General features: G+C 73.7%; 23 protein-coding genes and 1 tRNA gene. 10 read left to right on the top strand and 14 right to left on the bottom strand.

The genetic code is table 11. The annotated features are described in order from the left end of the window. The first annotated feature begins 365 nt into the window (after nt 1-365). Genes ACYVDO_RS07070 through ACYVDO_RS07085 form a run of 4 tightly spaced genes read left to right on the top strand, consistent with a single transcriptional unit; the run spans nt 366 to nt 5,750 of the window. The gene (locus ACYVDO_RS07070) at nt 366-1,940 is read left to right on the top strand and encodes a S8 family serine peptidase (RefSeq protein ID WP_460934152.1); all 1,575 of its coding nucleotides are present in this window, start codon (nt 366-368) and stop codon (nt 1,938-1,940) included. Next, nucleotides 1,940-2,533 (top strand): RNA polymerase sigma factor, encoded by a 594-nt coding sequence (locus ACYVDO_RS07075; RefSeq protein WP_460934154.1) that lies wholly within the window; start codon nt 1,940-1,942, stop codon nt 2,531-2,533. Before ACYVDO_RS07070 ends, ACYVDO_RS07075 begins: the two co-directional genes overlap by 1 nt. Continuing rightward, nucleotides 2,530-3,048, top strand: a complete 519-nt coding sequence (locus ACYVDO_RS07080; protein WP_460934156.1) for a hypothetical protein — start codon at nt 2,530-2,532, stop codon at nt 3,046-3,048. The genes ACYVDO_RS07075 and ACYVDO_RS07080 overlap by 4 nt, the downstream gene beginning before the upstream one ends. Before the next feature lie 29 nt (nt 3,049-3,077). After that, the gene (locus tag ACYVDO_RS07085; RefSeq protein WP_460934158.1) at nt 3,078-5,750 is read left to right on the top strand and encodes a CHAT domain-containing protein; all 2,673 of its coding nucleotides are present in this window, start codon (nt 3,078-3,080) and stop codon (nt 5,748-5,750) included. On the opposite strand, the gene cysE is transcribed toward ACYVDO_RS07085, so the two are convergent. Further along, entirely contained in the window at nt 5,711-6,310 is a 600-nt protein-coding gene (gene cysE, locus ACYVDO_RS07090; protein WP_460934160.1) for a serine O-acetyltransferase, read from the bottom strand. The genes ACYVDO_RS07085 and cysE overlap by 40 nt on opposite strands. 17 nt (nt 6,311-6,327) lie before the next feature. Then, nucleotides 6,328-7,254: a cysteine synthase A gene (gene cysK, locus ACYVDO_RS07095; protein WP_460934162.1), complete on the bottom strand. Its 927-nt coding sequence runs from the start codon at nt 7,252-7,254 to the stop codon at nt 6,328-6,330. A gap of 164 nt (nt 7,255-7,418) precedes the next feature. Between cysK and ACYVDO_RS07100 the strand changes: the two genes are divergently transcribed. The 3 genes from ACYVDO_RS07100 to ACYVDO_RS07110 are packed head-to-tail and all read left to right on the top strand — an operon-like array spanning nt 7,419 to nt 11,144. Then, nucleotides 7,419-8,156, top strand: a complete 738-nt coding sequence (locus ACYVDO_RS07100; protein ID WP_460934164.1) for a hypothetical protein — start codon at nt 7,419-7,421, stop codon at nt 8,154-8,156. Beyond that, nucleotides 8,153-8,758: an RNA polymerase sigma factor gene (locus ACYVDO_RS07105; protein WP_460934166.1), complete on the top strand. Its 606-nt coding sequence runs from the start codon at nt 8,153-8,155 to the stop codon at nt 8,756-8,758. Before ACYVDO_RS07100 ends, ACYVDO_RS07105 begins: the two co-directional genes overlap by 4 nt. Nucleotides 8,759-8,768: 10 nt before the next feature. Beyond that, a complete protein-coding gene (locus tag ACYVDO_RS07110; protein WP_460934168.1) occupies nt 8,769-11,144 on the top strand; it encodes a (Fe-S)-binding protein in 2,376 nt (791 codons plus the stop codon). An 18-nt stretch (nt 11,145-11,162) separates the two neighbouring features. Here ACYVDO_RS07110 and ACYVDO_RS07115 read toward each other — a convergent pair whose 3' ends face one another. From ACYVDO_RS07115 to ACYVDO_RS07140, 6 genes are all read right to left on the bottom strand, one after another. Then, complete coding sequence (locus ACYVDO_RS07115) at nt 11,163-11,933, bottom strand: lysophospholipid acyltransferase family protein (protein ID WP_460934171.1); 771 nt, start codon at nt 11,931-11,933, stop codon at nt 11,163-11,165. Between the two features lie 67 nt (nt 11,934-12,000). Continuing rightward, the gene (locus ACYVDO_RS07120) at nt 12,001-14,427 is read right to left on the bottom strand and encodes a helix-turn-helix transcriptional regulator (protein WP_460934173.1); all 2,427 of its coding nucleotides are present in this window, start codon (nt 14,425-14,427) and stop codon (nt 12,001-12,003) included. Nucleotides 14,428-14,692: 265 nt separating this feature from the next. Further along, nucleotides 14,693-15,625 (bottom strand): ABC transporter substrate-binding protein, encoded by a 933-nt coding sequence (locus ACYVDO_RS07125; protein ID WP_460934175.1) that lies wholly within the window; start codon nt 15,623-15,625, stop codon nt 14,693-14,695. Nucleotides 15,626-15,656: 31 nt separating this feature from the next. Further along, on the bottom strand, nt 15,657-16,430 hold the full coding sequence (locus ACYVDO_RS07130) for an ABC transporter permease (protein WP_460934177.1): 774 nt from the start codon (nt 16,428-16,430) through the stop codon (nt 15,657-15,659). After that, entirely contained in the window at nt 16,427-17,074 is a 648-nt protein-coding gene (locus tag ACYVDO_RS07135) for an ABC transporter permease (protein ID WP_460934179.1), read from the bottom strand. The genes ACYVDO_RS07130 and ACYVDO_RS07135 overlap by 4 nt, the downstream gene beginning before the upstream one ends. Continuing rightward, entirely contained in the window at nt 17,071-18,189 is a 1,119-nt protein-coding gene (locus tag ACYVDO_RS07140) for an ABC transporter ATP-binding protein (protein WP_460934181.1), read from the bottom strand. The genes ACYVDO_RS07135 and ACYVDO_RS07140 overlap by 4 nt, the downstream gene beginning before the upstream one ends. Nucleotides 18,190-18,335: 146 nt before the next feature. Between ACYVDO_RS07140 and ACYVDO_RS07145 the strand changes: the two genes are divergently transcribed. Continuing rightward, nucleotides 18,336-19,781: an aromatic amino acid lyase gene (locus tag ACYVDO_RS07145; RefSeq protein ID WP_460934183.1), complete on the top strand. Its 1,446-nt coding sequence runs from the start codon at nt 18,336-18,338 to the stop codon at nt 19,779-19,781. Here the strand turns inward: ACYVDO_RS07145 and ACYVDO_RS07150 are convergent. Both ACYVDO_RS07150 and dcd read right to left on the bottom strand, forming a co-directional pair. Next, nucleotides 19,778-20,413, bottom strand: coding sequence for an alpha/beta fold hydrolase (locus ACYVDO_RS07150; protein ID WP_460934185.1), 636 nt, complete (start codon nt 20,411-20,413; stop codon nt 19,778-19,780). The genes ACYVDO_RS07145 and ACYVDO_RS07150 overlap by 4 nt on opposite strands. A gap of 76 nt (nt 20,414-20,489) precedes the next feature. After that, entirely contained in the window at nt 20,490-21,065 is a 576-nt protein-coding gene (gene dcd, locus ACYVDO_RS07155) for a dCTP deaminase (RefSeq protein ID WP_460934187.1), read from the bottom strand. Nucleotides 21,066-21,159: 94 nt separating this feature from the next. Here dcd and ACYVDO_RS07160 point away from each other — a divergent pair. Together ACYVDO_RS07160 and ACYVDO_RS07165 are read left to right on the top strand one after the other, a co-directional pair. Further along, nucleotides 21,160-21,230: transfer RNA gene (locus ACYVDO_RS07160), tRNA-Gly, on the top strand. A 577-nt stretch (nt 21,231-21,807) separates the two neighbouring features. After that, entirely contained in the window at nt 21,808-22,638 is an 831-nt protein-coding gene (locus ACYVDO_RS07165; protein WP_460934189.1) for a hypothetical protein, read from the top strand. Nucleotides 22,639-22,745: 107 nt separating this feature from the next. Here ACYVDO_RS07165 and ACYVDO_RS07170 read toward each other — a convergent pair whose 3' ends face one another. From ACYVDO_RS07170 to ACYVDO_RS07185, 4 genes are read right to left on the bottom strand one after another with little or no spacing between them, the layout of a single operon-like run. Beyond that, nucleotides 22,746-23,252, bottom strand: coding sequence for a hypothetical protein (locus tag ACYVDO_RS07170; RefSeq protein ID WP_460934191.1), 507 nt, complete (start codon nt 23,250-23,252; stop codon nt 22,746-22,748). Beyond that, nucleotides 23,252-23,599: a hypothetical protein gene (locus ACYVDO_RS07175; protein WP_460934193.1), complete on the bottom strand. Its 348-nt coding sequence runs from the start codon at nt 23,597-23,599 to the stop codon at nt 23,252-23,254. The genes ACYVDO_RS07170 and ACYVDO_RS07175 overlap by 1 nt, the downstream gene beginning before the upstream one ends. Before the next feature lie 18 nt (nt 23,600-23,617). After that, the gene (locus ACYVDO_RS07180; RefSeq protein WP_460934195.1) at nt 23,618-24,769 is read right to left on the bottom strand and encodes an SPFH domain-containing protein; all 1,152 of its coding nucleotides are present in this window, start codon (nt 24,767-24,769) and stop codon (nt 23,618-23,620) included. A 29-nt stretch (nt 24,770-24,798) separates the two neighbouring features. Next, on the bottom strand, nt 24,799-25,296 hold the full coding sequence (locus ACYVDO_RS07185) for a hypothetical protein (RefSeq protein ID WP_460934197.1): 498 nt from the start codon (nt 25,294-25,296) through the stop codon (nt 24,799-24,801). Nucleotides 25,297-25,329 lie beyond the last annotated feature (33 nt).

The following is a 25,329-nucleotide window of genomic DNA, read 5'->3' on the forward strand; positions in this document are numbered from 1 at the left end:
GGGACCAGTGGCACCCCTGTTGCCACCGCTCCAGCGTCGGACGACCACCCGGAACCTTCATGCCCCTGCACGACATCCCGGGCGTCCTTCCTGTGTCACCACTACCTCGTCCCCCGACCAGGCTGACGGTGGAAGGAGCACCCGGTCCGGCCCCTGATACCTCCGCTCGAGAAGAAGGTTCGGTGGGCGGCGCGGACGTACCACCCGGTCCTCGGACGTATCACCCGGACCTCGCCGGTTCTCCTGTCAGGTGACGCCAACCTCACTACGCTGACCGATGCACCAGCGCGGTCCGCGCCGAGCCAGGAGAACCGATGACCGCAGACGTCCCACCCCCGCAGGGAGGCCCAGGGCGGATCCCGCGCGTGGCTGTTCCCCGCTCGGCCGAGCGACGGCTCGACGTCCGCGTCCTCGACCCGGCCAAGGCAGTGCGGCTCGACGGCGACGACGCCCTCAGCCCCACGATCTACAGCGGCAACCGGCTGATCGTCCCGGGGCTGCAGACGCGCTCGGCCGACGGGCCCATCCGTGTCCTGTCGCAGATCGCCGAGCGCCTCGGGTACGTCGCGATCCCGCGGGACAACGAGCGGCTCGCCGGGCTGCTCGACCAGTACGAGCTCGGTGCCGAGGTGGACGCGGCAGCCGTGACGGTCGTCGAGTTCCGGCCGCTGCCCGACCGCCCCGTCGAGGCCCCGGACGCCTGGCTCATCCTGCAGACCCTGCGGGCCGAGGACCCGTCCGCCGCCCGGGGGGTCACCCTCAGCCACGTCATGACCGCCTCCGGGTACGGCGACGGGGTGGGCTACGGGGACGGGGTCGGGTACGGCGACGGCGTCGGGTATGGCGACGGGGTTGGCTACGGCGACGGTGTGGGGTACGGCGACGGCGTCGGGTACGGCGACGGCGTCCAGCTCCCCGGCGGCGGCCCCTCCGCCCGGCGGCCGGTGGTGTGGTCCGCCCCCGACCCGCGACCCGCAGACGTCAAGGAGGGACCCGTCGTGGCCCTGCTCGACACCGGCATCGGCGAGCACCCGTGGTTCGAGCACGGTGTGGTCCGGGACGTGGAGGTCGGCGGCCTGCCCATCGGACTGCGCTTCACGCCCGAGGACGACCCGGAGCTCACGGGCTGCACCCTGGACCGGGTCAACGGCGTGCTCGACCGGTGCGCGGGCCACGGCACGTTCATCGCGGGCGTCGTCCGCCAGCACTGCCCGGAGGCGACGCTGCTGGTCGTGCCGGTGATGTACGGCGACGGCGTCGCGGACGAGGCCTTCCTCGTCGAGACGCTCCAGCTGCTCTGGATCCGTCAGCTGCTGGTCCACCGGGGCCGGCACGAGGGGCCGGCCGTCGACGTCCTGTCGCTCTCGCTGGGCTACTACCACGAGACGCCGGGCGCCTTCGACGACGAGCCGGCCTTCGTGTCCGTCCTGCGCGCCCTCGCCGCGACCGGGGTCGCGATCACGGCCGCGGCCGGCAACGGCGGCACCGACCACCCCTTCTACCCCGCAGCGTTCGCGCTGGCCGACGACTTCGACGTCCCGCTGACGAGCGTCGGGGCGCAGAACCCCGACGGGCGGACGGTGGCGGTCTTCTCCAACACCGGGGCGTGGGTGCGGGCCTACCGCCGCGGCACGGCCGTCGTGAGCACCATGCCGGTCACCTTCGACGGGAGCCTGCGGGGCACGCTGTACCACCACCCCTCGCCGAACCCGCCCCGCGGTGCGTCCAAGCCCGACCTCTACTGCGGTGGCTTCGGGCTCTGGAGCGGGACGTCCTTCGCCGCGCCCGCCCTCGCCGGCGAGGTCGCGGCCCACCTGGCCGCCGCACGCTCGGCCGGCGAGGTGGCCGCCCCCGACCCGCAGGAACGCTTGAAGCAGGTCGCCGAGGCGCTCGCCCGGGCCCTCGCCGAGCAGGACGAGAAGGACGGGGGGAGCCGGTGATGCAGGCAGAAGGCGGCACCCGCAGCCTCGCCGAGGAGGCCGCGGCGGCGTTCACGGCATACCGCGACGGGGACCAGGACGCGATGGGCACGCTGGTCGACGCGCTCACGACGCTGCTGTGGCACACGGCGCGGGCCCAGGGCCTCGGGGCCGCCCAGGCCGAGGACGTCGTGCAGAACACCTGGCTGCAGCTGCTCCAGCACGCGCCCTCGATCACCGAGCCGGCCGGCGTGCTGAAGTGGCTGATCACGACCACCCGGCGCGAGGCCTGGGCCAGCGCCCGCAGGTCACGGCGCGAGGACGTCCGCGAAGACCTGACCGACGCGGTGGGGACACCGTCGGCGCACGCCGACGAGACCGTCGAGGTGGTGCTGCGCAGCCAGGAGCAGGGCCTGCTGTGGCGGCACTTCACCGACCTGCCCGAGCGGTGCCAGGCGCTGCTGCGGGTCATCGCGCTGGCCGAGCGCCCGGACTACGCCCAGGTGGCGCAGGCGCTGGGGATGCCGGTCGGCAGCATCGGCCCGACGCGCGGCCGGTGCCTGGCGAAGCTGCGGAGAGCCCTCGTGGGCGACCCGGGATGGGCGGCGTCATGACTTCCGGACCCGACCGGGACGCGGTGACCGGGCCCGTCGAGGGCGAGGACGAGCTCCTCGACGACCTCGACCTGCACGCGCTCGCCACGCTCCGCACACTGTGGCAGGCGAGCGACCCGGTGCCGAGCGGCCTCGCCGACCGGGCCAAGTTCGCGATGAGCGTCGCAGCGCTCGAGGCCGAGGTCGCCGAGATCACGACCACGACGGCCGAGCTCGCCGGGGTGCGCACGACGGCCTACGACCGGGCGGGCACCATCACGTTCTCCAGCGACCGGCTCAGCGCCATGATCACCATCGAGGTGGTCGACGGCACCAGCGCCCGGATCAGCGGGTGGGTGACGACCGGCCCGACTGCCGTCGAGCTGCGCGAGCGCTCGGGCACGCAGGAGACCACCACCGACGAGGCCGGGCGGTTCACCTTCGCCTCGGTCGAGCGGGGGCTCGTGCACCTCGTGATGCGCCGCCTCGACGAACCGACCGGCAAGCCGGTCATCACTCCGGCGATCGAGGTCTAGGAGATGCCATCGAGGTAGTCGATCCCCGGGTGCAGCAGCTGCTGGACCAGGGCCGCCACCTCAACACACTGGGCCGCTTCCGCGAGGCGGAGCGCTGCCTGCGCCGTGCCCTGCGCGTCGCGGACACCCTCACCGGGGCGGACCGCGAGGTCGCGCGGGGCCGAGCCCTCATCACCCTCGCCTGGTCGACGGTGGCCCTGCGCGGTCGCGACCCGGCCCTGGCGATGCTGGCGGAGGTGCGCGGGTCCACCACGTCGCCGAGGCTGCTCGCCCTGACCTGCGTGCAGGAGGCTGTCGTCCAGGTGGCCTGCCAGGACTGGCGGGGGGCCCTCACCGCCCTTGCCGGGCTCGAGCGCCCCACCGAGCTGCTCACGCCGCGCGAGCAGGTGTCGGCGCTGCTCAACGGCGGCCTCGCCCACCTGTCCCTCCTCGAGCTCGAGCCGGCCCGCGCGGAGCTCGAGCAGGCCCTGGCGACCGCCGTCGCCGAGGGGATCCCCGAGCAGGAGTTCAAGGCACGGCACAACCTCGGGTGCCTCGCCTACTACGCCGGCCGGCTGCCCGAGGCGATCACGCTGATGCGCGAGGCCGACGCCATGGAGGCGCCCGTCGGGCGGGTCCGGGCGCAGCACGACCTCGCCCTCGTCCTGCTCGAAGCGGGCCTGCTCGACCAGGCCCGCGAGACCCTCACCCGCGCCCTCGGCGCGGCCCGGTCCGAGGGGCACCGGCTCGAGGAGGCAGACCTGCGGCTCGACCTCGCCATCTGCGCAGTCCTGAGGGGCGAGCCTGCGGCCGCCCGCACCCACCTCGACGCCGCGGTCACGGCCTACCGCGCCCGCGGGGCCCGCGAGCGGCAGCGGTATGCCGCGCTGCTGCGGTCCTCGGTCGCCCTCGCCGAGGGCGTGGCGCCCCGGGGGCTGGACCGCGTGCTCGGACCCTGGCGGGAGGTGGCCCGGCCGGTCCTGCCGGACGAGCGGCTCGCCACCCGCGTCGAGGTGGAGGCCCTGCTGACCCGGGGGGACGTGGCGGGGGCCACCCGGGCGGCGGCACGGCTGGCCGCCCCGGCTCGGCAGGGGCTCGCCGCCGACATGCACGAGCGGCTGCTCGTCGCCCGGGTGGCAGCGGCCCAGGGCGACCGCACCCGCGCCCGGCGCACCGTGCAGGGCGCCCTGCGCCGGCTCACCGACCGGGTCGCCCCCACCCAGAGCATGGAGATCCGCTCCGCGCTGGCCCTGCACGGCCAGCGGCTGGCCGACTTCGACGTCACCGACGCCCTGGCCGACGGCTCGGTCAGCCGCGTGTTCGACTCGGTCGAGCGCTGGCGCGCGGTGTCGCACCGCCTCGCGCCCGTCACCGCACCGGCCGACGCCCGGGTGGGCCAGCTGCTCGCCGAGCTGCGCCAGGCCCGCCGCGACGCGGCGGACCCGGTCGACGGCAGCGACCCGGCCGGTTCGCGGTCGCGGGCCGCCGCCCTGGAGTGGCAGGTCAGCCAGCTCGACTGGGCGACCGCCGAGCGCGGCGACGCGCACGGCGACGGGCGCGGCGACGACCGGCCCACGGCATACCGGACGGTGCGCGGGCTGCTCCGCGACCGGGGCGGGCAGCTGCTCGTGATGTTCGCGCACGACGGCGAGCAGCACGCCCTCGTGGCCACGGGCGCGACCGCCTCGCTGCACCACCTCGGACCCTCGGCGAGGGTCGGGGCGCTGGCCGACCGGCTCTCCCGGGACCTGCGGGCCCACGCGTTCGCCGGCCCCAACCCCGCCCTGCACGCCGCCGTCGGGCGGGCCGTGCAGGAGTCGCTCGGCGCGCTCGGCGCGGCCCTGCTCGACGCCCTCCCGCTGACGGACGCCCCTGTCGTCGTCGTGCCGGGACTCACGCTGCGGTCCGTGCCGTGGGGCATGCTGCCCGGCTTCTCGGGGCGGCCCGTCACGGTGGCGCCGTCGGTGACCCGGTGGTCCGCCCCCCTGCTGCGCGAGGACCGGCCGGCCACCAGGAGCCTCACCGTCACGGCCCTCTCCGGGCCACGGCTGCGGCGGGCCGACCTGGAGGCCGAGCAGGTCGCCGAGCACTGGCGCTCGGCCGGGGTGCCCGCCGGGCTGGTCCGCCAGGCGACCAGCGCGGACGTGCGCGCCGCCCTGGCCGCCGACGGGCTCGTCCACGTCGCGGCCCACGGCACCCACGAGCCGCAGAGCCCGTGGTTCTCCTCGCTGCACCTGGCCGACGGGCCGGTGTTCGCCCACGAGCTGCCGCGCCCGGCGGTGCCCCGTCACGTGGTGCTCTCCGCCTGCGAGGTGGGCCGGATGGACCCCCGACCGGGGGACGAGCCGCTGGGCCTCACCGCCGCGCTGCTCGGCCTCGGGGTGCAGAGCGTGGTCGCGGCCGTGGCGCCGGTGTCCGACGAGGTTGCCGCCGACGCGATGGCCGGCTACCACCGGCGGCTGGCGTCAGGGATGTCCGCGTCGGCCGCGCTGGCCGCCGTGGTGGCGGAGCAGCCCGGGGCCGGGGCGTTCTGCCTCTACGGCACCGACTGGCCGCCGCCGACGCCGCGGTCCCGGCCCGACCGCGGGTCGGTGGACGGGTCGGCGGACGGGTCGGCGGACGGGTCGGTGGAGGCGTCGGTGGACGGCCCGGTGGAGGCGGCGGTGGACGGGCGTGCCGGAGGTCAGATCCAGATCGCCGGGTCGCGGAACATCGCCTCGTAGGGGTCCTCGCGCCCCTGCGGGAAGCGGATCGTCGCCGGCACGCCGGTGGCAATCGCCCCGGACGGGACGTCCTTGACCACCACGGAGTTGGCGCCGATCTGGACGTCATCGCCGATGTAGACCGGCCCGAGGACGCGGGCCCCTGCCCCGATCGTCACGCGCGAGCCGACGGTCGGGTGCCGCTTGACCTTCTCCAGCGAGCGGCCGCCCAGGGTGACCCCGTGGTAGAGCATGACGTCGTCGCCGACCTCCGCGGTCTCGCCGATCACCACCCCCATGCCGTGGTCGATGAAGAACCGGCGGCCGATGACGGCCGCCGGGTGGATCTCCACCCCGGTCACCGAGCGGGTCGCCGTCATGAGCAGCCGGGCCGCGAGCTTCCAGGCGCCACCGCGTAGCCACATCCGGTGCGCGAGGCGGTAGGCCCAGACGGCGTGCAGGCCGGGCGAGTTCAGGGCGAGGTCGAGCCGCGAGGCGGCCGCCGGGTCGCGCGCCACCGCGGCGTCGAGGTCGTCGACGACGCGCAGGCGAGCCCGACGGGCGTAGAGGGCGAGGGTCACGGAGGAAGCGCCGCCGGTCAGTCGAGCAGGTCGGAGAAGAGGATGGTGGACAGGTAGCGCTCGCCGAAGCTGGGGATGATCACGACGATCGTCTTGCCGGCGTTCTCGGGGCGACGCGCCACCTGGTCGGCTGCCGCGAGCGCTGCACCCGAGGACAGCCCGACGAGCAGGCCCTCCTCCGTGGCGGCACGACGGGCCCACGCGACGGAGGTGTCGGCGTCGATGTCGATGACCTCGTCGTAGATGTCGCGGTCGAGGATCTCGGGCACGAAGTTGGCGCCGAGGCCCTGGATCTTGTGCGGGCCGGGCTGGCCGCCGTTGAGGATCGGCGACTCGGCCGGCTCGACGGCGATCATCTGCACCTCGGGCTTGCGGGCCTTGAGCACCTGCCCGACCCCGGTGATGGTGCCGCCGGTGCCGATGCCCGCGACGACGATGTCGACCTGGCCGTCGGTGTCCTTCCAGATCTCCTCCGCCGTGGTCCTGCGGTGGATCTCGGGGTTCGCGGCGTTGGCGAACTGGCGGGCCAGGATGCCGCCCCGCTCGGCGGCGATCTCCTCGGACTTCGCGACGGCCCCCTTCATGCCCAGGGCACCCTCGGTGAGGACGAGCTCGGCGCCGTAGGCCTTCAGCAGGGCCTTGCGCTCCTTGCTCATCGTCTCCGGCATCGCGAGGACGACCTTGTAGCCGCGGGCCGCCCCGACCATCGCCAGCGCGATGCCGGTGTTGCCCGAGGTGGCCTCGACGATCGTGCCGCCCGGCTTCAGCTCCCCCGACGCCTCGGCGGCGTCGATGATCGAGACGCCGATGCGGTCCTTGACCGAGCTCGCCGGGTTGTAGAACTCCAGCTTCGCCGCGACGGTCGCGTCGCTGTCGATGATCCGGTTGATCCGGACCAGCGGGGTGTTGCCGATGAGCTGGGTCACGTCGTCGTAGATGGGCATGGGGCTCCTTGTCGGTATGCCGCGTGCTCCGGGCGCGCCGGAGCGGGGCGTTCGCAGTTCGTCACCCGGTGCAGCGAATCTGGCGTTATGCATATTCCAACAGACGGTTATCCGCCGCCGCAACGCCGGGGAGGCAGCCGCGGACCGCCTGTCACACTTCGGGCGTGGGCGGACAGTACGGGGGCATGGACACCACCACGCCCACCGACGACGACACCCTGGGGGCGCTGCTCACCGCAGCCGCCCCGGCGCTGCCCGAGCTCGACCCCGACCGGACTGCCGGACTGGCCCGGGCCCTCGCGGCCGAGGTCGTCGAGGCCGACCGGACCCTGCGTGGCCGGGTCCGCACCCTCCGACGGCGCCACAAGGTCGCCACCGTGGCGACGGCGGCCGCGATCGTCCTCGTCCCCAGCGGGGCGTGGGCGGCCCAGCACTTCCTCGCCCAGACCGGGACGTACGGCAACCCTGCCGTGAACCCCGACTTCGAGGACGGCTCGGAGATGATCAACCTCTGCGCCAAGGACTTCCCGGAGTTCGTGTCGACGTTGGCTCCCACCAACCTGCCCACGCCTCCCGGGCACTCGTGGGCCGAGTACGCGAAGCGCGTGGCGAAGAACTGGGACGGGGATGGCTCCTGCGCCACGGCGCGCGCGGGCTACGTCCAGGCCACGTCGTTGCAGAGCGACCTCATCACCCAAGCGAACGACGACTGGGGATGTTCCCTCGTGTGGGCCGCTCGGGACGGCGACCCGAAGGGCGCTGCAACCGCCCGAGCCGCGATGCTCGCCCTCGCCGCCGAGGAGGAGCGCATCACCACGATCGAGGGCACCAACGGTATCCAGAGCCCGGACGTCTTCCTGTCCAACTCCCGGCGCCCCGACTTCACGGGCTGCCAGCGATGAGCCGGGCGCCGCGGACACCCGCGGAGCGCCGGCTCGAGGAGCTCGCCGCCGCCCACGGGCCGCGGGTCCTGGCCTACCTCGCCCGGCGCACCACCCCTGCGGAGGACGCCGCCGACGTGCTCCAGGAGGTCCTCACCACCGCGTGGCGGCGGATCTCCGACGCCCCCGACGACCCCGACCACGCCCTCGCCTGGCTGCTGGCGATCGCCCGCCGGACCCTCGCCAACCACCGTCGCGGCCAGGCGCGCCGGCACGACGCGACGGCACGGCTGCGCGTCGAGCTGGCGGGAGGCCCGCGGCCGGGCGCCGAGGACGACGCCGCGGTCGACGGCGTGCGGGGAGCACTGCTCCACCTCGGTCCCGACGACCGGGAGGTGCTCGCGCTGGCGTACTGGCACGGGCTCACCGGCGAGCAGGTCGCCGTCGTGCTGGGGACCACCCCCGCCTCGGCCCGCAAGCGGTTGCAGCGCGCCCGCGAGCGGCTGCGTCAGGTGCTCGACACCGGGCTCGCGGAGTCTCCTGACGGGCGGGTACCGGAGGCGACCGGCACCGGCGTGCGGCACGGGTCACAACGAGGTGAGCGGGCGCTTACCGGCCAGTAGAGTGGCGCGCATGTCTGCCCTCCAGATCGTCGCCCTCGTGGTCTGCGGAGTCGTCACCCTCGTCGCGGTGGCCCTCTTCGCCCGCGTGGTCGGCCAGTTCCTCGCGGTCTTCCGCCTCGGCCAGCCGGCTCCCGGCCGCACCGACGACAAGGCCGCCCGCACCCGCACCCTGCTGCGCGAGTTCCTCGGCCACACGAGGATGTCGCGGCTGCCGGTGGTGGCGGTGGCGCACTGGTTCACGATGATCAGCTTCGGGGTGCTGTTCTTCACCCTGGTCAACGCGTTCGGGCAGCTCGCGAACCCGGAGTTCGCGCTCCCGCTGATCGGGCACTTCTTCCTCTACGAGTGGGTCACCGACGTCTTCGCCTTCGGCGGCTTCATCGGCATCCTCGTGCTCATGGCGATCCGCCAGAAGAACCACCCGCGCAGCGCCGCCGGCGAGGGCGGGCGCCGGTCCCGGTTCTTCGGGTCGACGTTCTGGCAGGCCTACTACGTCGAGCTCACCATCCTCGGCGTCACGATCTGCATCGGCCTGCTCCGCGCCCTGGAGTGGACCCTGGCCCGGCAGCTCGGCACCGGCCAGGACACCGCGCTGCACTTCCCGCTCACCGGCTGGATCGGCAACGCCTTCACCGGCCTGTCCACCGACACCGTGAAGAACCTCATCGTCGTCATCGCGGCGATCAAGATCCTCATCTCGTTCGCGTGGATGATCACGATCTCGCTGCAGCCGACGATGGGCGTGGCCTGGCACCGCTTCCTGGCCTTCTTCAACATCTTCCTCAAGCGGCACGCCGACGGGCGCACCTCCCTCGGCGAGCTCCAGCCGCTGCTGGTCAAGGGCGAGCCGGTCGACTTCGAGAACATCGAGGAGCTCGACGAGGACGCGGCGCTCGGCGTCGGCAAGGTCGAGGACTTCACCTGGAAGGGCCTGCTCGACTTCACGACCTGCACCGAGTGCGGCCGCTGCCAGTCCCAGTGCCCCGCGTGGAACACCGACAAGCCGCTGTCCCCCAAGCTGCTCGTGATGACGCTGCGTGACCACGCGCACGCCAAGGCGCCGTGGCTGCTCGCGTCCGAGGACGCCCGCGGCGAGCTGCCGGAGTCCCTGTCGGCCCTCGCGCAGGTGCCGCTCATCGGTGACACCGGGTATGCCGAGAAGGCCGGCGACGGCGCGCTGGGCACCCACGGCGTGGGGGGCGGCGTCGGCGCGCTCGCGGCATACAACCCGCACGGGCCGGACGCGGTCATCGACCAGGACGTCCTGTGGTCGTGCACCACCTGCGGCGCCTGCGTCGAGCAGTGCCCCGTCGACATCGAGCACGTCGACGCGATCGTCGACATGCGCCGCTACCAGAACCTCATCGAGAGCGCCTTCCCGAACGAGCTCGGCGGCCTGTTCAAGAACCTCGAGAACAAGGGCAACCCGTGGGGCATGGCCGCCCGGGCCCGGCTCGACTGGGCCAAGGACCTGCCGTTCGAGGTCAAGATCCTCGGCCAGGACGTCGAGTCCGCCGACGACGTCGACTACCTGTTCTGGGTGGGCTGCGCGGGCGCGTACGAGGACCGGGCCAAGAAGACCACCCGCGCGGTGGCCGAGCTCCTCGACCAGGCCGGGGTCACCTTCGCGATCCTCGGCGACGGCGAGTCCTGCACCGGCGACTCCGCGCGACGGGCCGGCAACGAGTTCCTCTTCCAGATGCTGGCGCAGCAGAACGTCGAGACCCTCAACGAGGTCGGCGCCACGAAGATCGTCGTCACCTGCGCCCACTGCTTCAACACGATCAAGAACGAGTACCCACAGCTCGGCGGCAAGTACGAGGTCGTCCACCACACCCAGCTGCTCAACCGGCTCGTCCGGGAGAAGAAGCTCGTCCCCGTCGCCCGCCCCGCCGAGGCACCGGCCAAGTCCTCGAACAAGGACGTCGCCTCCACCGCCGCCACGGTCACGTACCACGACCCGTGCTACCTCGGCCGGCACAACGGCGTCTACGCCCCGCCGCGCGAGCTCATCGGCGCCCTGCCCGGCGTCGAGCTCACCGAGATGGAGCGCACCAAGGAGAAGTCGTTCTGCTGCGGCGCCGGCGGTGCACGCATGTGGATGGAGGAGAAGCTCGGCACCCGCATCAACACCAACCGCACCGAGGAGGCCCTCGGCACCGGCGCCCAGCGCATCGCCATCGGCTGCCCGTTCTGCCGGGTCATGATGTCCGACGGCCTCACCGCCGCCCAGGCCGACGGCCGCGGCGAGGACGTCGAGGTCGTCGACGTCGCCCAGATGCTGCTCGCGGCCGTCAAGCGCGGCGACGGCGGCCAGCCCGTCGCGGCCGAGGTGCAGGAGCCCACGCCCGACCCCGAGCCGGAGCCGCAGCCCCAGCCGGCCTGAGGCTCCGCGGGGCAGCCGTCAGCGGCGGCCCCGGCCCGCGTCCGCCCGGAGGCGCGCTTCCTCGTCGAGGAGGCGCCCCTCCTGCGTCGCCGGCGCCGCTCCTCCCCGGGAGGCCGGCCACCACCAGGCGGCCGACAGCTCGGCCGGTGCCTGCGGGTAGGTGTCGAGGAGGTGCTCGACCATCTCGACCAGGGTCGCGTGCCACCGGTCGGTGAGCGACTCGGCGTCCTCGCCGGGCCGTGGGACGAGTGGCTCGCCCACCAGCACCGTCACCGCCGTGCCCCGGCGCAGGCTCCAGCGGCCGCCCACGGTCAGGACGCGGTGCACCCCCCAGTGCGCGACCGGCACGAGAGGGGCGCCGGTCGCGAGCGCGAGGTACGCGGCCCCGCGCTTCACGTCGGCGCGGTCCTTGACGACGAACGCCCGGCCGATCGTGGCCTCGGGGTAGACCCCGACTGCCTCTCCGGCCCACAGTGCACGCAGGGCGTGCCGGCCGGCGACGGCACCGTGGGCCCGGTCGACGGCGATGTGGTGCATGCCGCGCATCAGCCGCCCCGACACCGGCGCGTCGAAGACCGCCTGCTTCGCCATGAACCGCACCAGCCGACCGCGCCTGGTTCCGGCGAGACCGACGACCATGAAGTCGAGGAAGCTGCTGTGGTTGGCCGCGAGGACCACCGGACCCGTGCGCGGGATCCGCCGCGCGCCGACGACCTCGATCCGCAGGCCGAGGGCGCGGAAGAGCCCGTGGCAGGCCGCGATCACGAGGCGGTAGGTCAGGTCGCGCACGCCCGGCATTCGGAGCCGGCGGCAGCCCGGCCTGCCCGGCCTCCCCGGCCTGCTCCGTGGGGACCGCTCAGGCCACCTCGGCCATGAGCGCCGCGAGCTTGGCGCGCGAGGCGATCTCGAGCTTGCGGTAGATGTGCGAGAGGTGGGCGTCGACCGTCCTGGGCGAGACGAACAGCCGGGTGGCGATCTGCCGACTCGTCAGCCCCTCGGCGACCAGCTCGGCCACGGCCCGCTCGGCCTTGGTCAGCGCGTCGAGCGGCGTCACGACGGCGGCGGTCGACTCCGCGAACAGCGCGGTCACCCCGGCGACCCCGTCGGCGGTCAGCTGCCGGTCCACCACCCAACCGGAGGGACAGTCGCGGACGGCGCCCGCGGCGTACGAGACGCCGGGGCGGTCCCGCCCCACGGCCTGCCGGGGCACGCGCAGGGCGGCCGCCGCGCCGGCGACCTGCCGGTGGGCGGGGTTCCCGGCCCGGCGCAGCAGACCGGCGAGGCCGTCGAGGGCGTCGGCAGCGCGCAGCGGCAGGGGCACCTGGCTCGCCCGGCGCAGGGCCGACAGGTACGACGCCCCGGCCTGGCCCGGCTCCCCCAGCTCGACGAGCGCGTCCCCGACGAGCAGCCGGGCCTCGACCGCGTCGCGGCCGAGCTTGCTGCTGTCGGCGAGGACGACGATGTCGGCCGCCAGGCCTGCGGCGCGCGCCGTCTCTCCGGCGGCGAGCAGCTCGCGCGCCTCCTGGAGCTGGACCACGAGGCGCACCGCCCACGGCAGCGCGTCCGACTCCACCTCGGTCCCCGGCTCGCCGGTCACGAGCCGGTGCACGGTGTCGGCGAGCAGGGCGATCCGGTCCTCGTGGATCTCGCGCGCTCCGTCGCGGGCGGCGCGGGCGAGCGACGCGGCCTCCACCAGCCGCCCCTGCTCCCAGGCCACCTTCGCCTGCAGCACCCGAGCGGCCAGCGCGATCCACCGCTCGTCCGGCGGGGGCGCGTCGACGATGAGGCCGGCAAGCCGCTCGGCCTCGTCCCACTCGCCGGTCGAGACGCAGACGTCCATCAGGGTGCGGCGCACCTGGCGCAGGACGTACGGGTCGTCCCGGCCGAGCTCGAGGGTGCGCTCCGCGTCGGCCCGGGCCTGCGCCAGCTTGCCGGCGTCGAGGTGCATCTCGGCGCGGATGGCGGCGGTCCGCGCGATCTCGAGGTCGCGCTGGCGCGGGTCGAGCGCCTCGGCGTGCTGCTCGGCGCGGTCGAGCAGCCGCAGGCCGTCGTAGGTGCCCCGCGCCTCCGAGGCGCAGATGCCGGCGCGCCGGGCGAGCTGGGAGCCGATGAGGGGCGGCCCGTCGCCGCTGTCGAGGACCGACTCGAGCAGGTCCACGGCCTCCCGGACGCGCATCGCGGTGTAGAGGGTGGAGAAGGCGCGGTTGGCCAGGGCGTAGCCGTGCGGTCGCGTCTCGTCCTGGGCGCAGGCGTAGCGCACCGCCATGGCGAGCAGGTCGAGCTCGGCGAGCCACGGCTCGTTGGCCGCGCCGGAGAAGAAGTCGCGGGGCAGCACGCGGTCGGCCCAGGCGACCAGGCCCTCGAACGCGCCGACCTCGTCGTCGGTCTCGGCGGCGAGCGAGCGGCCCACCTCGCGCAGCGGGGCCAGCATCGCGAAGCGCCCGTCGGGGTGGACCTCGACGAGGCTGCGCCGGGACAGCGCCGAGGCGAGCTGGACGGCCTGCGCCCGGGAGACGCCGCAGCCGTGGGCGATGACGTCCAGGCCGACGGGCAGGCCGATCACGGCGAGCCGGCGGAAGCACCGCTGCTGCTCCTCGTCGAGCAGCTCGTAGGACGCCCGCACGGCCTCGTCCATCGAGCCGGCCGGCGCGACGTCGCTGACGCCGACGAGGGCGATCTGCACCGCGAGCTGCTCGATCAGCAGGGGCAGGCCGCCACTGGCCACGAGCAGCCGCCGGATCGTCTCGCCGTGGCTCTCGAGGTCGACGGCGTGGCCCCCGGCGGCCGCCACGCGGGAGAGCAGCAGCTCGACCGCGGGGCCGGCGAGCTCGGCGGAGGGCTCCGGCGCGGGCAGTGGCTGCAGGCGCACGACCCGCTCGTGCGGGCGACCGGCGACGGTCTGGGCCGTGCACAGCAGCCGCCAGGTGTCGGCGTCCTCGACCAGGTCCTGCAACAGCTCGCCCAGCCCGTCCACCGCGTCGACACCGTCGAGCACGAGCAGGACGTCGCGACCGTCGAGGGCGCGCTTGAGCGCCATCGTCTCGGAGTCGCCCGGCGCGACCTCGGCCGCGAGGGCGCTCAGGCAGGCGGCGACCAGGCTCGCGCGGGAGCTGTGCGCGTGCGCCGTCACCCAGGCCGAGCCGGGGACGGCCGCCGCCGCGTGCCGGGCGACCAGCGTCTTGCCGCACCCCGGGGCGCCGGTGAGCGTCACCCAGCGGTGGGTCCCCACGAGCTGGCGGACGTGGTCGATGACCTCGTCACGGCCCATGCAGGGAGTCAGCACCCGTTCAGGCTACCGACGCCGTCGAGCGACATCAGTGGTTTCACCGATGCCCCCGGTCGCCCGGTGCGGGCAGGCTTGGCCGACGCACAGCTCGCGGGACGGGCACGGGAGCGTGGAGGGGCGCATCCCAGGTCGGTCCGGCGCAGGCAGGAGGGGGGTCCTGCCGCGACGAGGCCGGGTGCGGACTCGGGGGGAGTCCGCACCCGGCCTCGTGGTGTGCGCGGGTGCAGGGCGGTCGGATCAGCCCGGGTCGCTCACGTCCGGGTCAGCCCAGGCTGTTCTTGGTGAGGAACTCCTTGGCCACGACGTCGGCGTCCTTCTTGTCGACGACGACCTCCTTGAGCAGGGCAGCCAGGGTGGCGGTGTCGAGCTTGGCCGAGACGGCGTTGAGCGCCCCGGCGATGGTGTCGTTGCTCTTGCTCTTGGTGATGAGCGGGACGACGTTCTGCGCGGCATACATGCTCTTGGGGTCCTCGAGCGCCACCAGGTCGTTGGCCGCGATGTTCGGGTCGGTGGTGAAGAGGTCACCGGCGTCGATCTGGCCGTTCTTGAGCGCGGCCAGGGTGAGCGGGCCACCAGCGTCGAGCGGGCGGAACGACTTGAACTCCAGCCCGTAGATCTTCTTGAAGCCCGGAAGGCCCGTCATGCGGGTCTTCCACTCCGGCGGCCCGCCGACCGTGAGGTCCTGGGCCTTCCCCTTGAGGTCGGCGATCGACTTCACGCCGAGCTGGTCGGCCCTCGACTTCTTCATCACGAGCGCGTCCTTGTCCTCGGCCGCCGACTTGTCGAGGACGGTGAGGGTGGCGGGCAGCGAGGACTTGAGCTCGGCGTAGACCGCGTCGGCGTCGGTCGCCTTGGCGTTCTTGTTGAAGTACTGGGTCAGGACGCCGGTGTACTCGGGGATGAGGTCGATCGAGCCGTCCTGCAGGGCAGGGATGTACGCCTCGCGGGCACCGATGTTGAGCCGCTTGGTGACCTTGACGCCCTTGGCCTCCAGGGCCCCGGCGTAGATCTCGGCGAGCAGCGCGCTCTCGGGGAAGTCGGCGGAGCCGACGGTGACGCCCCCGCCACCCGAGCCCCCGCTCGAGCTGCTGCTGGTCTTGGTCGCGAGCGGGTCGCCACCGGAGCTGCCACAGGCGGCCGTCCCCAGCAGCGCGGCCACGGTGGCCACGGTCACGGTCATTCGGGTCAGCTTCACGGTCGTGCCTCTCGGTTCGGTCGACGGGTCGTCAACTGGATTGCGCGTCCACGGTACGCCGCGCCTCGGGAATCTCTACATCTGAGGGGGTATTTGGTCGCCGAGCCGACGCCCGGCGGCTGTTCGTGCCCCGGCCGGTCAGCCCCGGCGAGACGACGTACCGCTGCACGACGGCCAGGAGCAGGTCGACGACCAGTGCCAGCACCGCCACGAGAAGCGCACCGCCGGCCATCTGCGGGTAGTCGCGGACCTTCTGGCCGTCGATGAGGAAGCGGCCGAGACCACCGGTGCCCGCGACGGCCGCGAGGGTGGCGGTGGCGATCACCTGGAGCGTGGCGGAGCGGAAGCCGGAGAAGATCAGCGGCATCGCGTTGGGGACCTCGACCCTGGCGAGCACCTGCCCGCCGGTCATCCCCATGCCCCGCGCCGCGTCCCGGGCCGCAGGGTCGACACCCTCCACGCCGGCATACGCACCGGCCATGATCGGCGGCACGGCCAGGACGACGAGCACCACGAGGCACGGCACGAGGAACGCGGAGTCGCCCGACAGCCGCGGGAACAGCCACAGCACCATGAGGTAGAGCAGGCCCAGGCTCGGGATCGCCCTGGCCGCGCCCGCGAGGCCGACGACGAGGAACCGGCCGCGACCGGTGTGGCCGACGGCCAGCCCGGCCGGGATCGCGATGAGCGCGGCGACGAGCAGGGACAGCCCGGAGTACCAGAGGTGGGAGAGCGTCTGGGCGGGTATGCCGGTGGGCCCGGACCAGTTCGTCGGGTCCGTGAGCCACGAGAGGAGGTCGTTCATGCGCGCGCCGCCGTCGCCCGGGTCCACGGCGTCAGCAGGCGGGCCGCGGTGACGATGATGCCGTCGAAGAGCAGGGCCAGCGCGACGCAGCCGAGGATGCCCACGACGAGCGGGTCGTAGAAGTCGCGGTTGAAGCCGTCGCTGAAGAGCAGGCCCAGCTGCTGCACGCCGATGATGGTCGCGACGCTGACGATGCTGACGTTGCTGACGGCGGCCACGCGCAGGCCCGCGGCGATCACCGGCACGGCGAGCGGCAGCTCCACGGCGAAGAACCGCTTGCCGCGGGTGTAGCCCATCGCCGTGGCGGCGTTCTCGACGGCCTCGGGCACCGCGCCCAGGCCGTCGGCGACGGTGCGCACGAGCAGGGCCACGGTGTACAGCGACAGGGCGACGATGACGTTGAAGGAGCTGAGGATGTTGTGGCCGGTGAACAACGGCAGGATCACGAAGAGCGCGAGGCTCGGGATCGTGTAGAGCAGCCCGAACCCCGCCGTGAACGGCCCGTAGAGCCACGAGTAGCGGCGGGCGAGCCAGCCCAGCGGCAGGGCCAGCAGCAGCCCCACGACGAGCGGGATCCCGGCGAGGTAGGCGTGCTGGACGCCGAGGTCGAGGACGTCACCGAGGTGGTCGACGAACCAGGTCATGCGACCGGCGCCCCTGGCCGCTCGGGGTCCGCCAGCTCGGGCCGGTCGGTCTCCTCGATCGCGGTCAGCACCTCGTGCGCACGGACGGTGCCGACGAGCGAGCCGGAGTCGTCGACGATGACCCCGCGACGACTGGGGCTCGACAGGGCGGCGTCGAGGGCCGAGCGCAGCGGGCCGCTGGCCCAGGCCACCGTGCCGCCGCGGTGCAGGTGCTCGCTGGTCACCTCGCCGTCGACCCGGCGCGGCTCCACCCAGCCGAGGGGGTGGTTCTGCTCGTCGACGACCAGGGTCCAGTCGGCCTCGAGGCCACGGGTGGACTCGCCGAGGGTGACGGTGCGCTCCGCACTCAGGGGCAGCTTGGGGGTGGGCTGGAAGGACAGGGCGCGGTAGCCCCGGTCACGGCCGACGAAGTCGGCCACGAAGTCGTTGACCGGGTGGGCCAGGAGGTAGGCGGGGTCGGCGATCTGGGCGAGGTGGCCGCCCACCTGGAGCACCGCGACCTGGTCACCGAGCTTGATCGCCTCGTCGATGTCGTGGGTGACGAAGACGATGGTCTTGCCGAGCTCCTCCTGCAGCCGCAGGAACTCGTCCTGCAGCTGCTCGCGCACCACCGGGTCGACGGCGCTGAAGGGCTCGTCCATGAGCATGACGGGCGGGTCGGCGGCGAGCGCCCGGGCGACGCCGACCCGCTGCTGCTGGCCGCCGGACAGCTGCGCCGGGTAGCGCTTGGCGAAGGCCGGGTCGAGGCCGACGCGCTCGAGCAGCTCCATCGAGCGCTTCTCGGTCTCGCGCCTGTCCCGGCCGAGCAGGCGCGGGACGGTGCCGACGTTGTCGAGGACGGTGCGGTGCGGGAAGAGGCCGGCGTGCTGGATGACGTACCCGATGCCGCGACGCAGCTCGGACTCCTTCATCCGGGCCGTGTCGCGGCCGTCGAGGGCGATGGTGCCGGACGTCGGCCGGATCATCCGGTTGATCATCCGCAGCGAGGTCGTCTTGCCACAGCCAGAGGGCCCGACGAGGACGGTGATCTTGCCGGTGGGCGCCTCGAAGCTCAGGTTGTCGACGGCGACGGTGCCATCGGGGTACTCCTTGGTCACGCCGTCGAAGACGATCATGCCGATCAACCTAAACCCTGAGGCGGACAGCCGCCGATCCACGCAGGGGCGCGCGCTGAGGCGCGGGCGGGGCGCGCGCAGGCGGGCGCCGACACCCTGGGCCGGGTGCCCCACCCGAGCGGCGCGGGGCCGCGATACTGGTCGCCGTGGCACCGACCGTCGACCTCACCGGCGCAGACCTCGACCTCGAGGTCCTCGCGCTCGTCGCCGGCGGCGCCACCCTCCGGGCGCACCCGGACGCCGTCGCCGAGGCTGCCCGGGCGCACCGCGACGCCGCCCTCGTCGCCGAGCGTCGGGAGGTCTACGGGCACACGACGGGCGTGGGCGCGGCCCGGGCGCAGCTCACGGGGTCGGACGTCGAGCACGGGGTCCGGCTGCTGCGCTCGCACGCCGCCGGCTGGGGCGAGCCCCTCCCCGAGCCGCTCGTCCGGGCTGCCCTGGCGATCCGCGCGAACCAGCTGCTGGCCGGGGGTTCCGGCGCCAGCCCGGAGCTGGCCGTGGCCCTGGCCGACCTCGCCGGTGGGCCCGCGGACGACCTTCCCGTCGTCCACCGCCACGGCTCGCTCGGCACGGCCGACCTGACCGCACTGGCCGAGGTGGGCCTGACCCTGCTGGGTGAGCGGACCCGGGCCGGCGGCCGGCGGCACCGGGTCCTGGACCTCGCCGCGACCGACGCCCTCCCGCTGCTGTCCTCGAACGCGTTCGCGCTCGCCGAGGCGGCCCTGGCCACGCGCTCGGTGGCGCGCACCGCCCGGGCGGCGAGCACGGTGTGTGGCCTCACCTTCGTCGCGGTGCGGGGCAACCCCGAGGCCTTCAGCGACGCCGCCGCCCGCGCGACCCCGTTCCCCGGCGCCGCGGAGGTCGCCGGGCACGTCCGCGGCCTCGTGGGCGACCAGGGCGTCACACCGGCGCACATCCAGGACTTCTTCGGCCTGCGCACGTGGCCGCAGGTCCACGGCCCCCTCCTCGACTGGTCGGCGAACCTGCGGACCGTCGTCGAGACACTGGTGAACACCGCGTCCGAGAACCCCGTCTTCACACCGGGGCCGGACGGTCCTGAGGTGGCGCACCACGGCGGCTTCCACGCGGCATACCTCGCCCTGGGGGCGGACAGCACGCTGCTGGCCCTCGCGCGGTCCGCCGCCGCCGTCCAGTCGCGCGTCGCGCACCTGCTCACCGGGCGCGAGGGGCTGCCCCTCTTCCTCGCCGACGAGACATCGGGCTCGTCGGGGCTGCTCATCGCCGAGTACGTCGCAGCGTCGGCGGTCGCCGTCGTCCGCCAGGCCGCGGCGACGCCGTCCGCGGTGCAGACCGCGCAGGTCTCGGCCGGCATCGAGGACGACGCGTCGTTCGCCGCCGCCGCCGCCGAGCGGCTCACCCGGGCAGCGGAGGCGTACCGCCGGCTGCTGGCGGTCGAGCTCGTCTGCGCCGTGCGGGCCCTGCGGCAGTCGGGCGTCACTCCCGTGGGACGCCTGGGCGCGGCGCTGGCGCGGTGCGACCAGCTGCCGGTCGACCTGGCGGACCGCGACGTGGCCCAGGACTTCGCCGTCGCGGAGCAGGTCCTCGACGGGTATGCCGCGGAGCCGGTCTAGGCGGACCGCTCCGGCGAGCGGGTCAGGTGGTCGACGAGGAACCGCGCCGACTCGTGGTGCCACCGGCCCGGCTGCCGGAGCATCCCGTGCACGTCGCCGGGCACGGTCCGGTAGGTGACGTCGGCGCCGAGGGCGGCCATCGCGTCCGCCATGGCGCGGGACCGCCGGGGTGAGGTGATGCGGTCCCGGGTGCCGTGCATGAAGAGGACGTGCAGCCCCCGGTGCCAGCGGGCGCGGTCCGTGCCGTCGACCCACGGCGCCAGGGCGGCGATGGCGTGGACCCGCTCGTCGGCGGCGAGGTGCAGGGCCACGCGGCCGCCCATCGAGTGACCCAGCAGGCCGACCGGCACGTCCGGGTGCCGCGCCGCGATCTGCTCGAGGGCCAGCAGGGTGTCGACGAGCGGGCTGGCCTCGTCGTCGTTCCAGCCGCGCACGGCGTACCGGATCGAGGCGACCGCCACCTGCCGCCGGCCAGCTCGGGCCACGGCACGCTCGAACGGCCGCATCCGCCACACCGCGGGCTGCCAGTCGCGGACGGCGTCGTGCCCCCGCTCGCGCCCACCGTGCAGGACGAGGACGACGGCGCGGGGCTGGGCGAGCTCGGTGGGCCAGAGCAGGCGGGAGGCGGGCATGGGACTCCTGGGTCGGGACGGGCACGACGGATTCGCCGTGGCCCGGGCCGGCGGATTGGTCGGCCGGACCCGGGGGTCAGACCTTGCTCGTGTGGAAGTTCTTGAACGAGCGGCTCGCCGTGGGGCCGCGCTGGCCCTGGTAGTGCGAGCCGTACTTGGCCGACCCGTAGGGGTTCTCGACCGGGCTGGAGAGACGGAAGAAGCAGAGCTGGCCGATCTTCATCCCGGGCCAGAGCTTGATCGGCAGGGTGGCGACGTTGCTCAGCTCGAGGGTGACGTGGCCGGTGAAGCCGGGGTCGACGAAGCCGGCCGTGGCGTGGGTGAGCAGGCCGAGCCGACCGAGGCTCGACTTGCCCTCGACCCGGGCGGCGACGTCGTCGGGCAGGGTGACGGTCTCGTAGATCGAGCCGAGGACGAACTCGCCGGGGTGGAGCACGAACGGCTCACCGGCCGCGACCTCGACGAGGCGGGTGAGGTCGGGCTGGTCCTCGGCCGGGTCGATGTAGGGGTACTTGTGGTTGTCGAACAGCCGGAAGAACTTGTCCAGGCGCACGTCGATGCTGCTCGGCTGGACCATCTCGGGGTCCCACGGGTCGAGGACGACCCGTCCGGCGTCGATCTCGGCGATGATGTCGCGGTCGCTCAGCAGCACGGGGAGAGACTAACGCGAGGGCTGTGGCGGGGGCGGTCGGTCCCGCCCGCGGTGTCGGTTAGACTCCTGCCGCACCGCCGGTTCGGCGGTGCGCGCCGATGTAGCTCAATGGTAGAGCGCCAGCTTCCCAAGCTGGACACGCGGGTTCGATTCCCGTCATCGGCTCAGACGCGAAGGACCCCCGAACACGCTTTTCGTTCGGGGGTCCTTCGCGTCTGCACTGGAGGCACGGCGGGAATCGGGAGGAGCCCCTCGGCGCGAAGCGCCCCTCGCGACGGCTCCCGTCATCGGCGGACGCAACGAGCGCGAGGCGGCCCGGGCGAGGGGCGACCTGTTCCAGGTAGCTCCACGACTATGCGTTGCCCCTCAGGACGGGGCAACGCACCGTCCCAGCGACTTGGGCCTGGACGTGGACGGTGCAGGCCCTGGCGACGCCGATGGGCCTACCGGTTGGAGAGGTGCCCCCGATGCCCTGTCCCGCCCTGCCGGGCGGGGACGAGTCCTTCGTGGCCAGTGCGAAGCCGTACTCATCGGACGAAAACGGCCACATCGCCTTGACCTCCGCATTACCTAACGGCTCCTACAGACCATCACAAGATATTCCCCCAGACAGCCGTTCGTCACGCCCCAGATGCCCGAAGACGCAGTGACAAACCCTCCGTACCGTCCAACGCGGGCATCGGGACGCATCCGGCAAGGTCGCCGCCTCCGCCACACGGGCCCGGGACAGAAAGGGAACACGATGTCACGACCCAACTGGCGAGCACCGCTGGTGGTACTCGGCTCGACCGTCCTGCTGGTCGCCGGCGCCCAGGTCGTCGCGGCCCAGCCGTCGGCGGTCTCCGCCACCACCCCGACCGTCATCAACGCCTGCTACCAGAAGAACCAGGGGATGCTGCGGCTGCTGGTCGGCAGCGAGCGGTGCCGTCCTTCCGAGGTCCCCATCAGCTGGAACCAGCAGGGCATCCAGGGGCCCGTCGGTCCCCAGGGCCCAGCCGGACCCAAGGGTGACACGGGCGCCACCGGCGCGACGGGGGCCACCGGCCCGGCCGGTCCCGTCGGACCCGTCGGACCCGTCGGACCCAAGGGCGACACCGGCGCCACCGGACCGCAGGGCCCCTCCGGCATCAGCGGGCTCGCAGGCAAGTCCTGTCCGGCCGGGCAGTTCGTGACCGGCTTCTCGGCCGCGGGAGCGCTCCTCTGCAGCGGGACCACACCTCCGCCGCCCACCTGCTCTGCGGCGACGTTGAGCAACACCATCACGAGCATCAAGGACAACGACTTCGACTCGCACTGGCCCGGTGGGGTCGTCACCCTCGGCACGTCCGCCTGCAACGTCACCCTGGCCCGACCCTCGGGCAGCATCGTGCTCGTCGGCCTGCTCGGCGACGCCTGGCGGATCACCGGGAAGACGGGCTTCGCGAACGCGACGCTGACCGTCAACCTGCCCCAGTGCAACTCCCCGGCGGCCATCCCGAACGTCACGGCCAACCGGCCGTCGTGCTCCTCCGCCTACACCGGCATCCTCGGTGGCAGCCCGTCGACCGCGTCGGTCTCCATCGCGGCCAACTGACCGTTCCCCCGCACGACACGCACCCCCACCCGAGGGGGCCGGTCTCCCCGCCGGCCCCCTCGGCCTTGCGGTCCCCAGGGGGGGCCCGTCACCGGGCGTGCGCCCCGTCAGGACGTGACGGCCCGCACGGTGCCGCGTATGCCGGCCGCCTCCAGCTCCTCGCGCAGGACCTTCCGGAACGTGGCGGCCATCGGCTCCTCGACCGCCCCCTTGCAGTCGACGTACAGCTCGACCCCGTCGGCAGTCACCTTCGGGTCGGAGACGTAGTTGGGCGTGTAGAGGTCGGCCTCGGCGGCCGACTCGAGGGCCGCCTCGTCCTGGTACTCCCTGCCGTGCTCGTCCACCATCATGAAGCGGGCACCGGCTGCGGCGAGCGCCCGGACGACCTTCTCCTCACCGGAGTCGCTGACGACGCGGAGCACTTCGTTCGAGACGCCGACGTCCTCGCGGTAGGCGAAGACGTCCGCGTCGATCGTCAGTCCGTGGCCGCGGTCGGTCTGCACCACCACCGGGGCCGTCCCCTTCGGCTCGGCGAGCAGCCGCACCTGGCAGCCGGACAGGCAGACGACGGCGACGACCAGCAGCGCCGCGAGCCTCACCGGGGCACCGCGCATCAGGCGCCCCCGGCACCCCGCGCGCCGTCACCCAGCACCCCGTCCGCGAGCACCCCGTCACCGAGCGCCCCGTCCGTGAGTGCCCCGGCGACCACGGCGCCCGCCGCGGCACCCGCAGCAGCCTTGGCCGCCGAGCCGTTGCCACCGGCGATCCCGTGCATGAGTCCGTTCAGGTCCACGCCGGTGGCGTCCCGGAGCATCGTCTGCAGCTGGGCGAAGTTGTTGGTCACCGTCTTGGGGAGGGACCCGGCCCCGTCGGTCGACACGACCGTCAGCTTGTCGATGGCCGCCATGGGGGAGGCCAGCTCGCGCGCCACCTGCGGCAGCACCTCGACGAGCATCTGCATCTTGGCCGCCTCGCCGTACTAGCCGAGGGCGTCGGCCTTGGCCTCCATGGTCTTCGCCTCGGCCTGGCCGCGCGCCAGGGTGGCGGCAGCCTCGGCCTCGCCCTCCAGCCTGGTCGCCGCGGCGAGGGCGCCCCGGCGGTCGCGCTCGGCCTCACCGGTGAGCTTCGCGGTCTCGGCCTGGGCCTGCGCCTGGGCGACCTTGGTGTACTTGTCGGCGGCCGCGTTCTGCTCCGTCGTGAACCGGGCGGCCTCCGCGTCCTGCTGCGCGGCATACCGCTTGGCGTCGGCCGGCTTGCGCACCTCGGTGTCGAGCTGGCGCTCGGTGAGCTCGGCCTGGCGCTCGGCGACGAGACTCTGGGCGGTCAGCACCTCCTGCTGCTTGGCGGCTGCGGCGATGGGACCGGCGGCTGCGGCGTTGGCCTGGGCAGCCTCGGTCTCGGCCTTGATCTGGGCCTCGCGCAGCGCGAAGTCACGACGGGAGGCGAGGACCTCCTGCTGGGCGGCGAGCTGGCGCTGCTCGGCGTTGCGCATGGCGTCGGCCTCGGCGATCTTGGCGTCCTGCTCGACCCGCGCGGCCTCGGGCCGGCCGAGGTTGCGCAGGTAGTCGGTGTCGTCGTTGATGTCGAGCACCTGGAAGTTGTCGAGGGTCAGGCCCTGCCCGGTGAGCGCGTGCTCGGTCACCTCGGCGACCTGGGCGCCGAGGGCGGCCCGGTCGCGGATGATCTCCTCGACGGTCAGGGTGCCGACGATGCTGCGCAGGGCGCCGGACAGGGTGCGCTCGGTGAAGGCCGTGATGGCCGCCTGCTGGTTGCCGAACCGCTGCGCGGCGGCCCGGACGGCCTCCTCGGTGCCGCCCACCTTGACGATGGCGATGCCGTCGACCGTGAGCTTGATGTTGTTCTTGGACACCGCGTTCGGCACGCGCAGCTCTATCTCGCGGCTGGACAGGTCCATCACCGACATCTTCTGCACGACCGGCAGGACGAAGACGCCGGCGCCGATCACGACCTTCTGCCCGGCGAGGTCCTCGCCGCTGCTCTTGCGGCCGGTGATGAGCAGGGCCTCGTTGGGCTTGGCGACCTTGTACCGGGACACGACCGCGAGGACCGAGATGATGACGAGCGCGACCAGGGCGACGACGCCGAGGACGACGGGGTTGAGACCGAACACGAGGAGCTCCGTTCTGGGAGGTGACGAGGTCAGAGGGCGCGGACGCGCACGGACGAGCTGGACAGGGAGTCGGTGACAAGCACGTCGGACCCGACCGCGATCGCACCGGACTCCGAGCGGGCGTTGTACTTCTGGCGGTGGCCGCCGATGCGGACCAGCACCTCGCCGTAGGCGCCGTCGCCGATCGCGCTGACGACGACCCCGCGCGCACCGACGAGGTCGTCGGCGCCGGGCGCGCGGTCGGTCGGCGTGTTCGACACGACCTTGGTGGTCAGGCCACCGACCGCTCCCATGGCCGCCCCGGCCACGACGCCGACCACGACCGCGAGCACCAGCGGCGCCCCCATGCTCATGGCGACTGCGCCCGCGATGCCGAAGGCGGCGGCGAAGCCGGCGACCGCTGCGGTCGAGAGGAACCTGCCGGTGAAGTCGACGCCGTCGAGGACCCCGTCGAAGAGGTCCCCGACGACGAAGGTGAGCAGCAGCAGGACGACCCCCAGGCCGCCGACGATCCAGAACGCGAGCACTGTGGTTCCTCACCGGGTCGGGGCCGTCGGCGT

This window comes from Phycicoccus ginsengisoli (genome assembly GCF_054779295.1).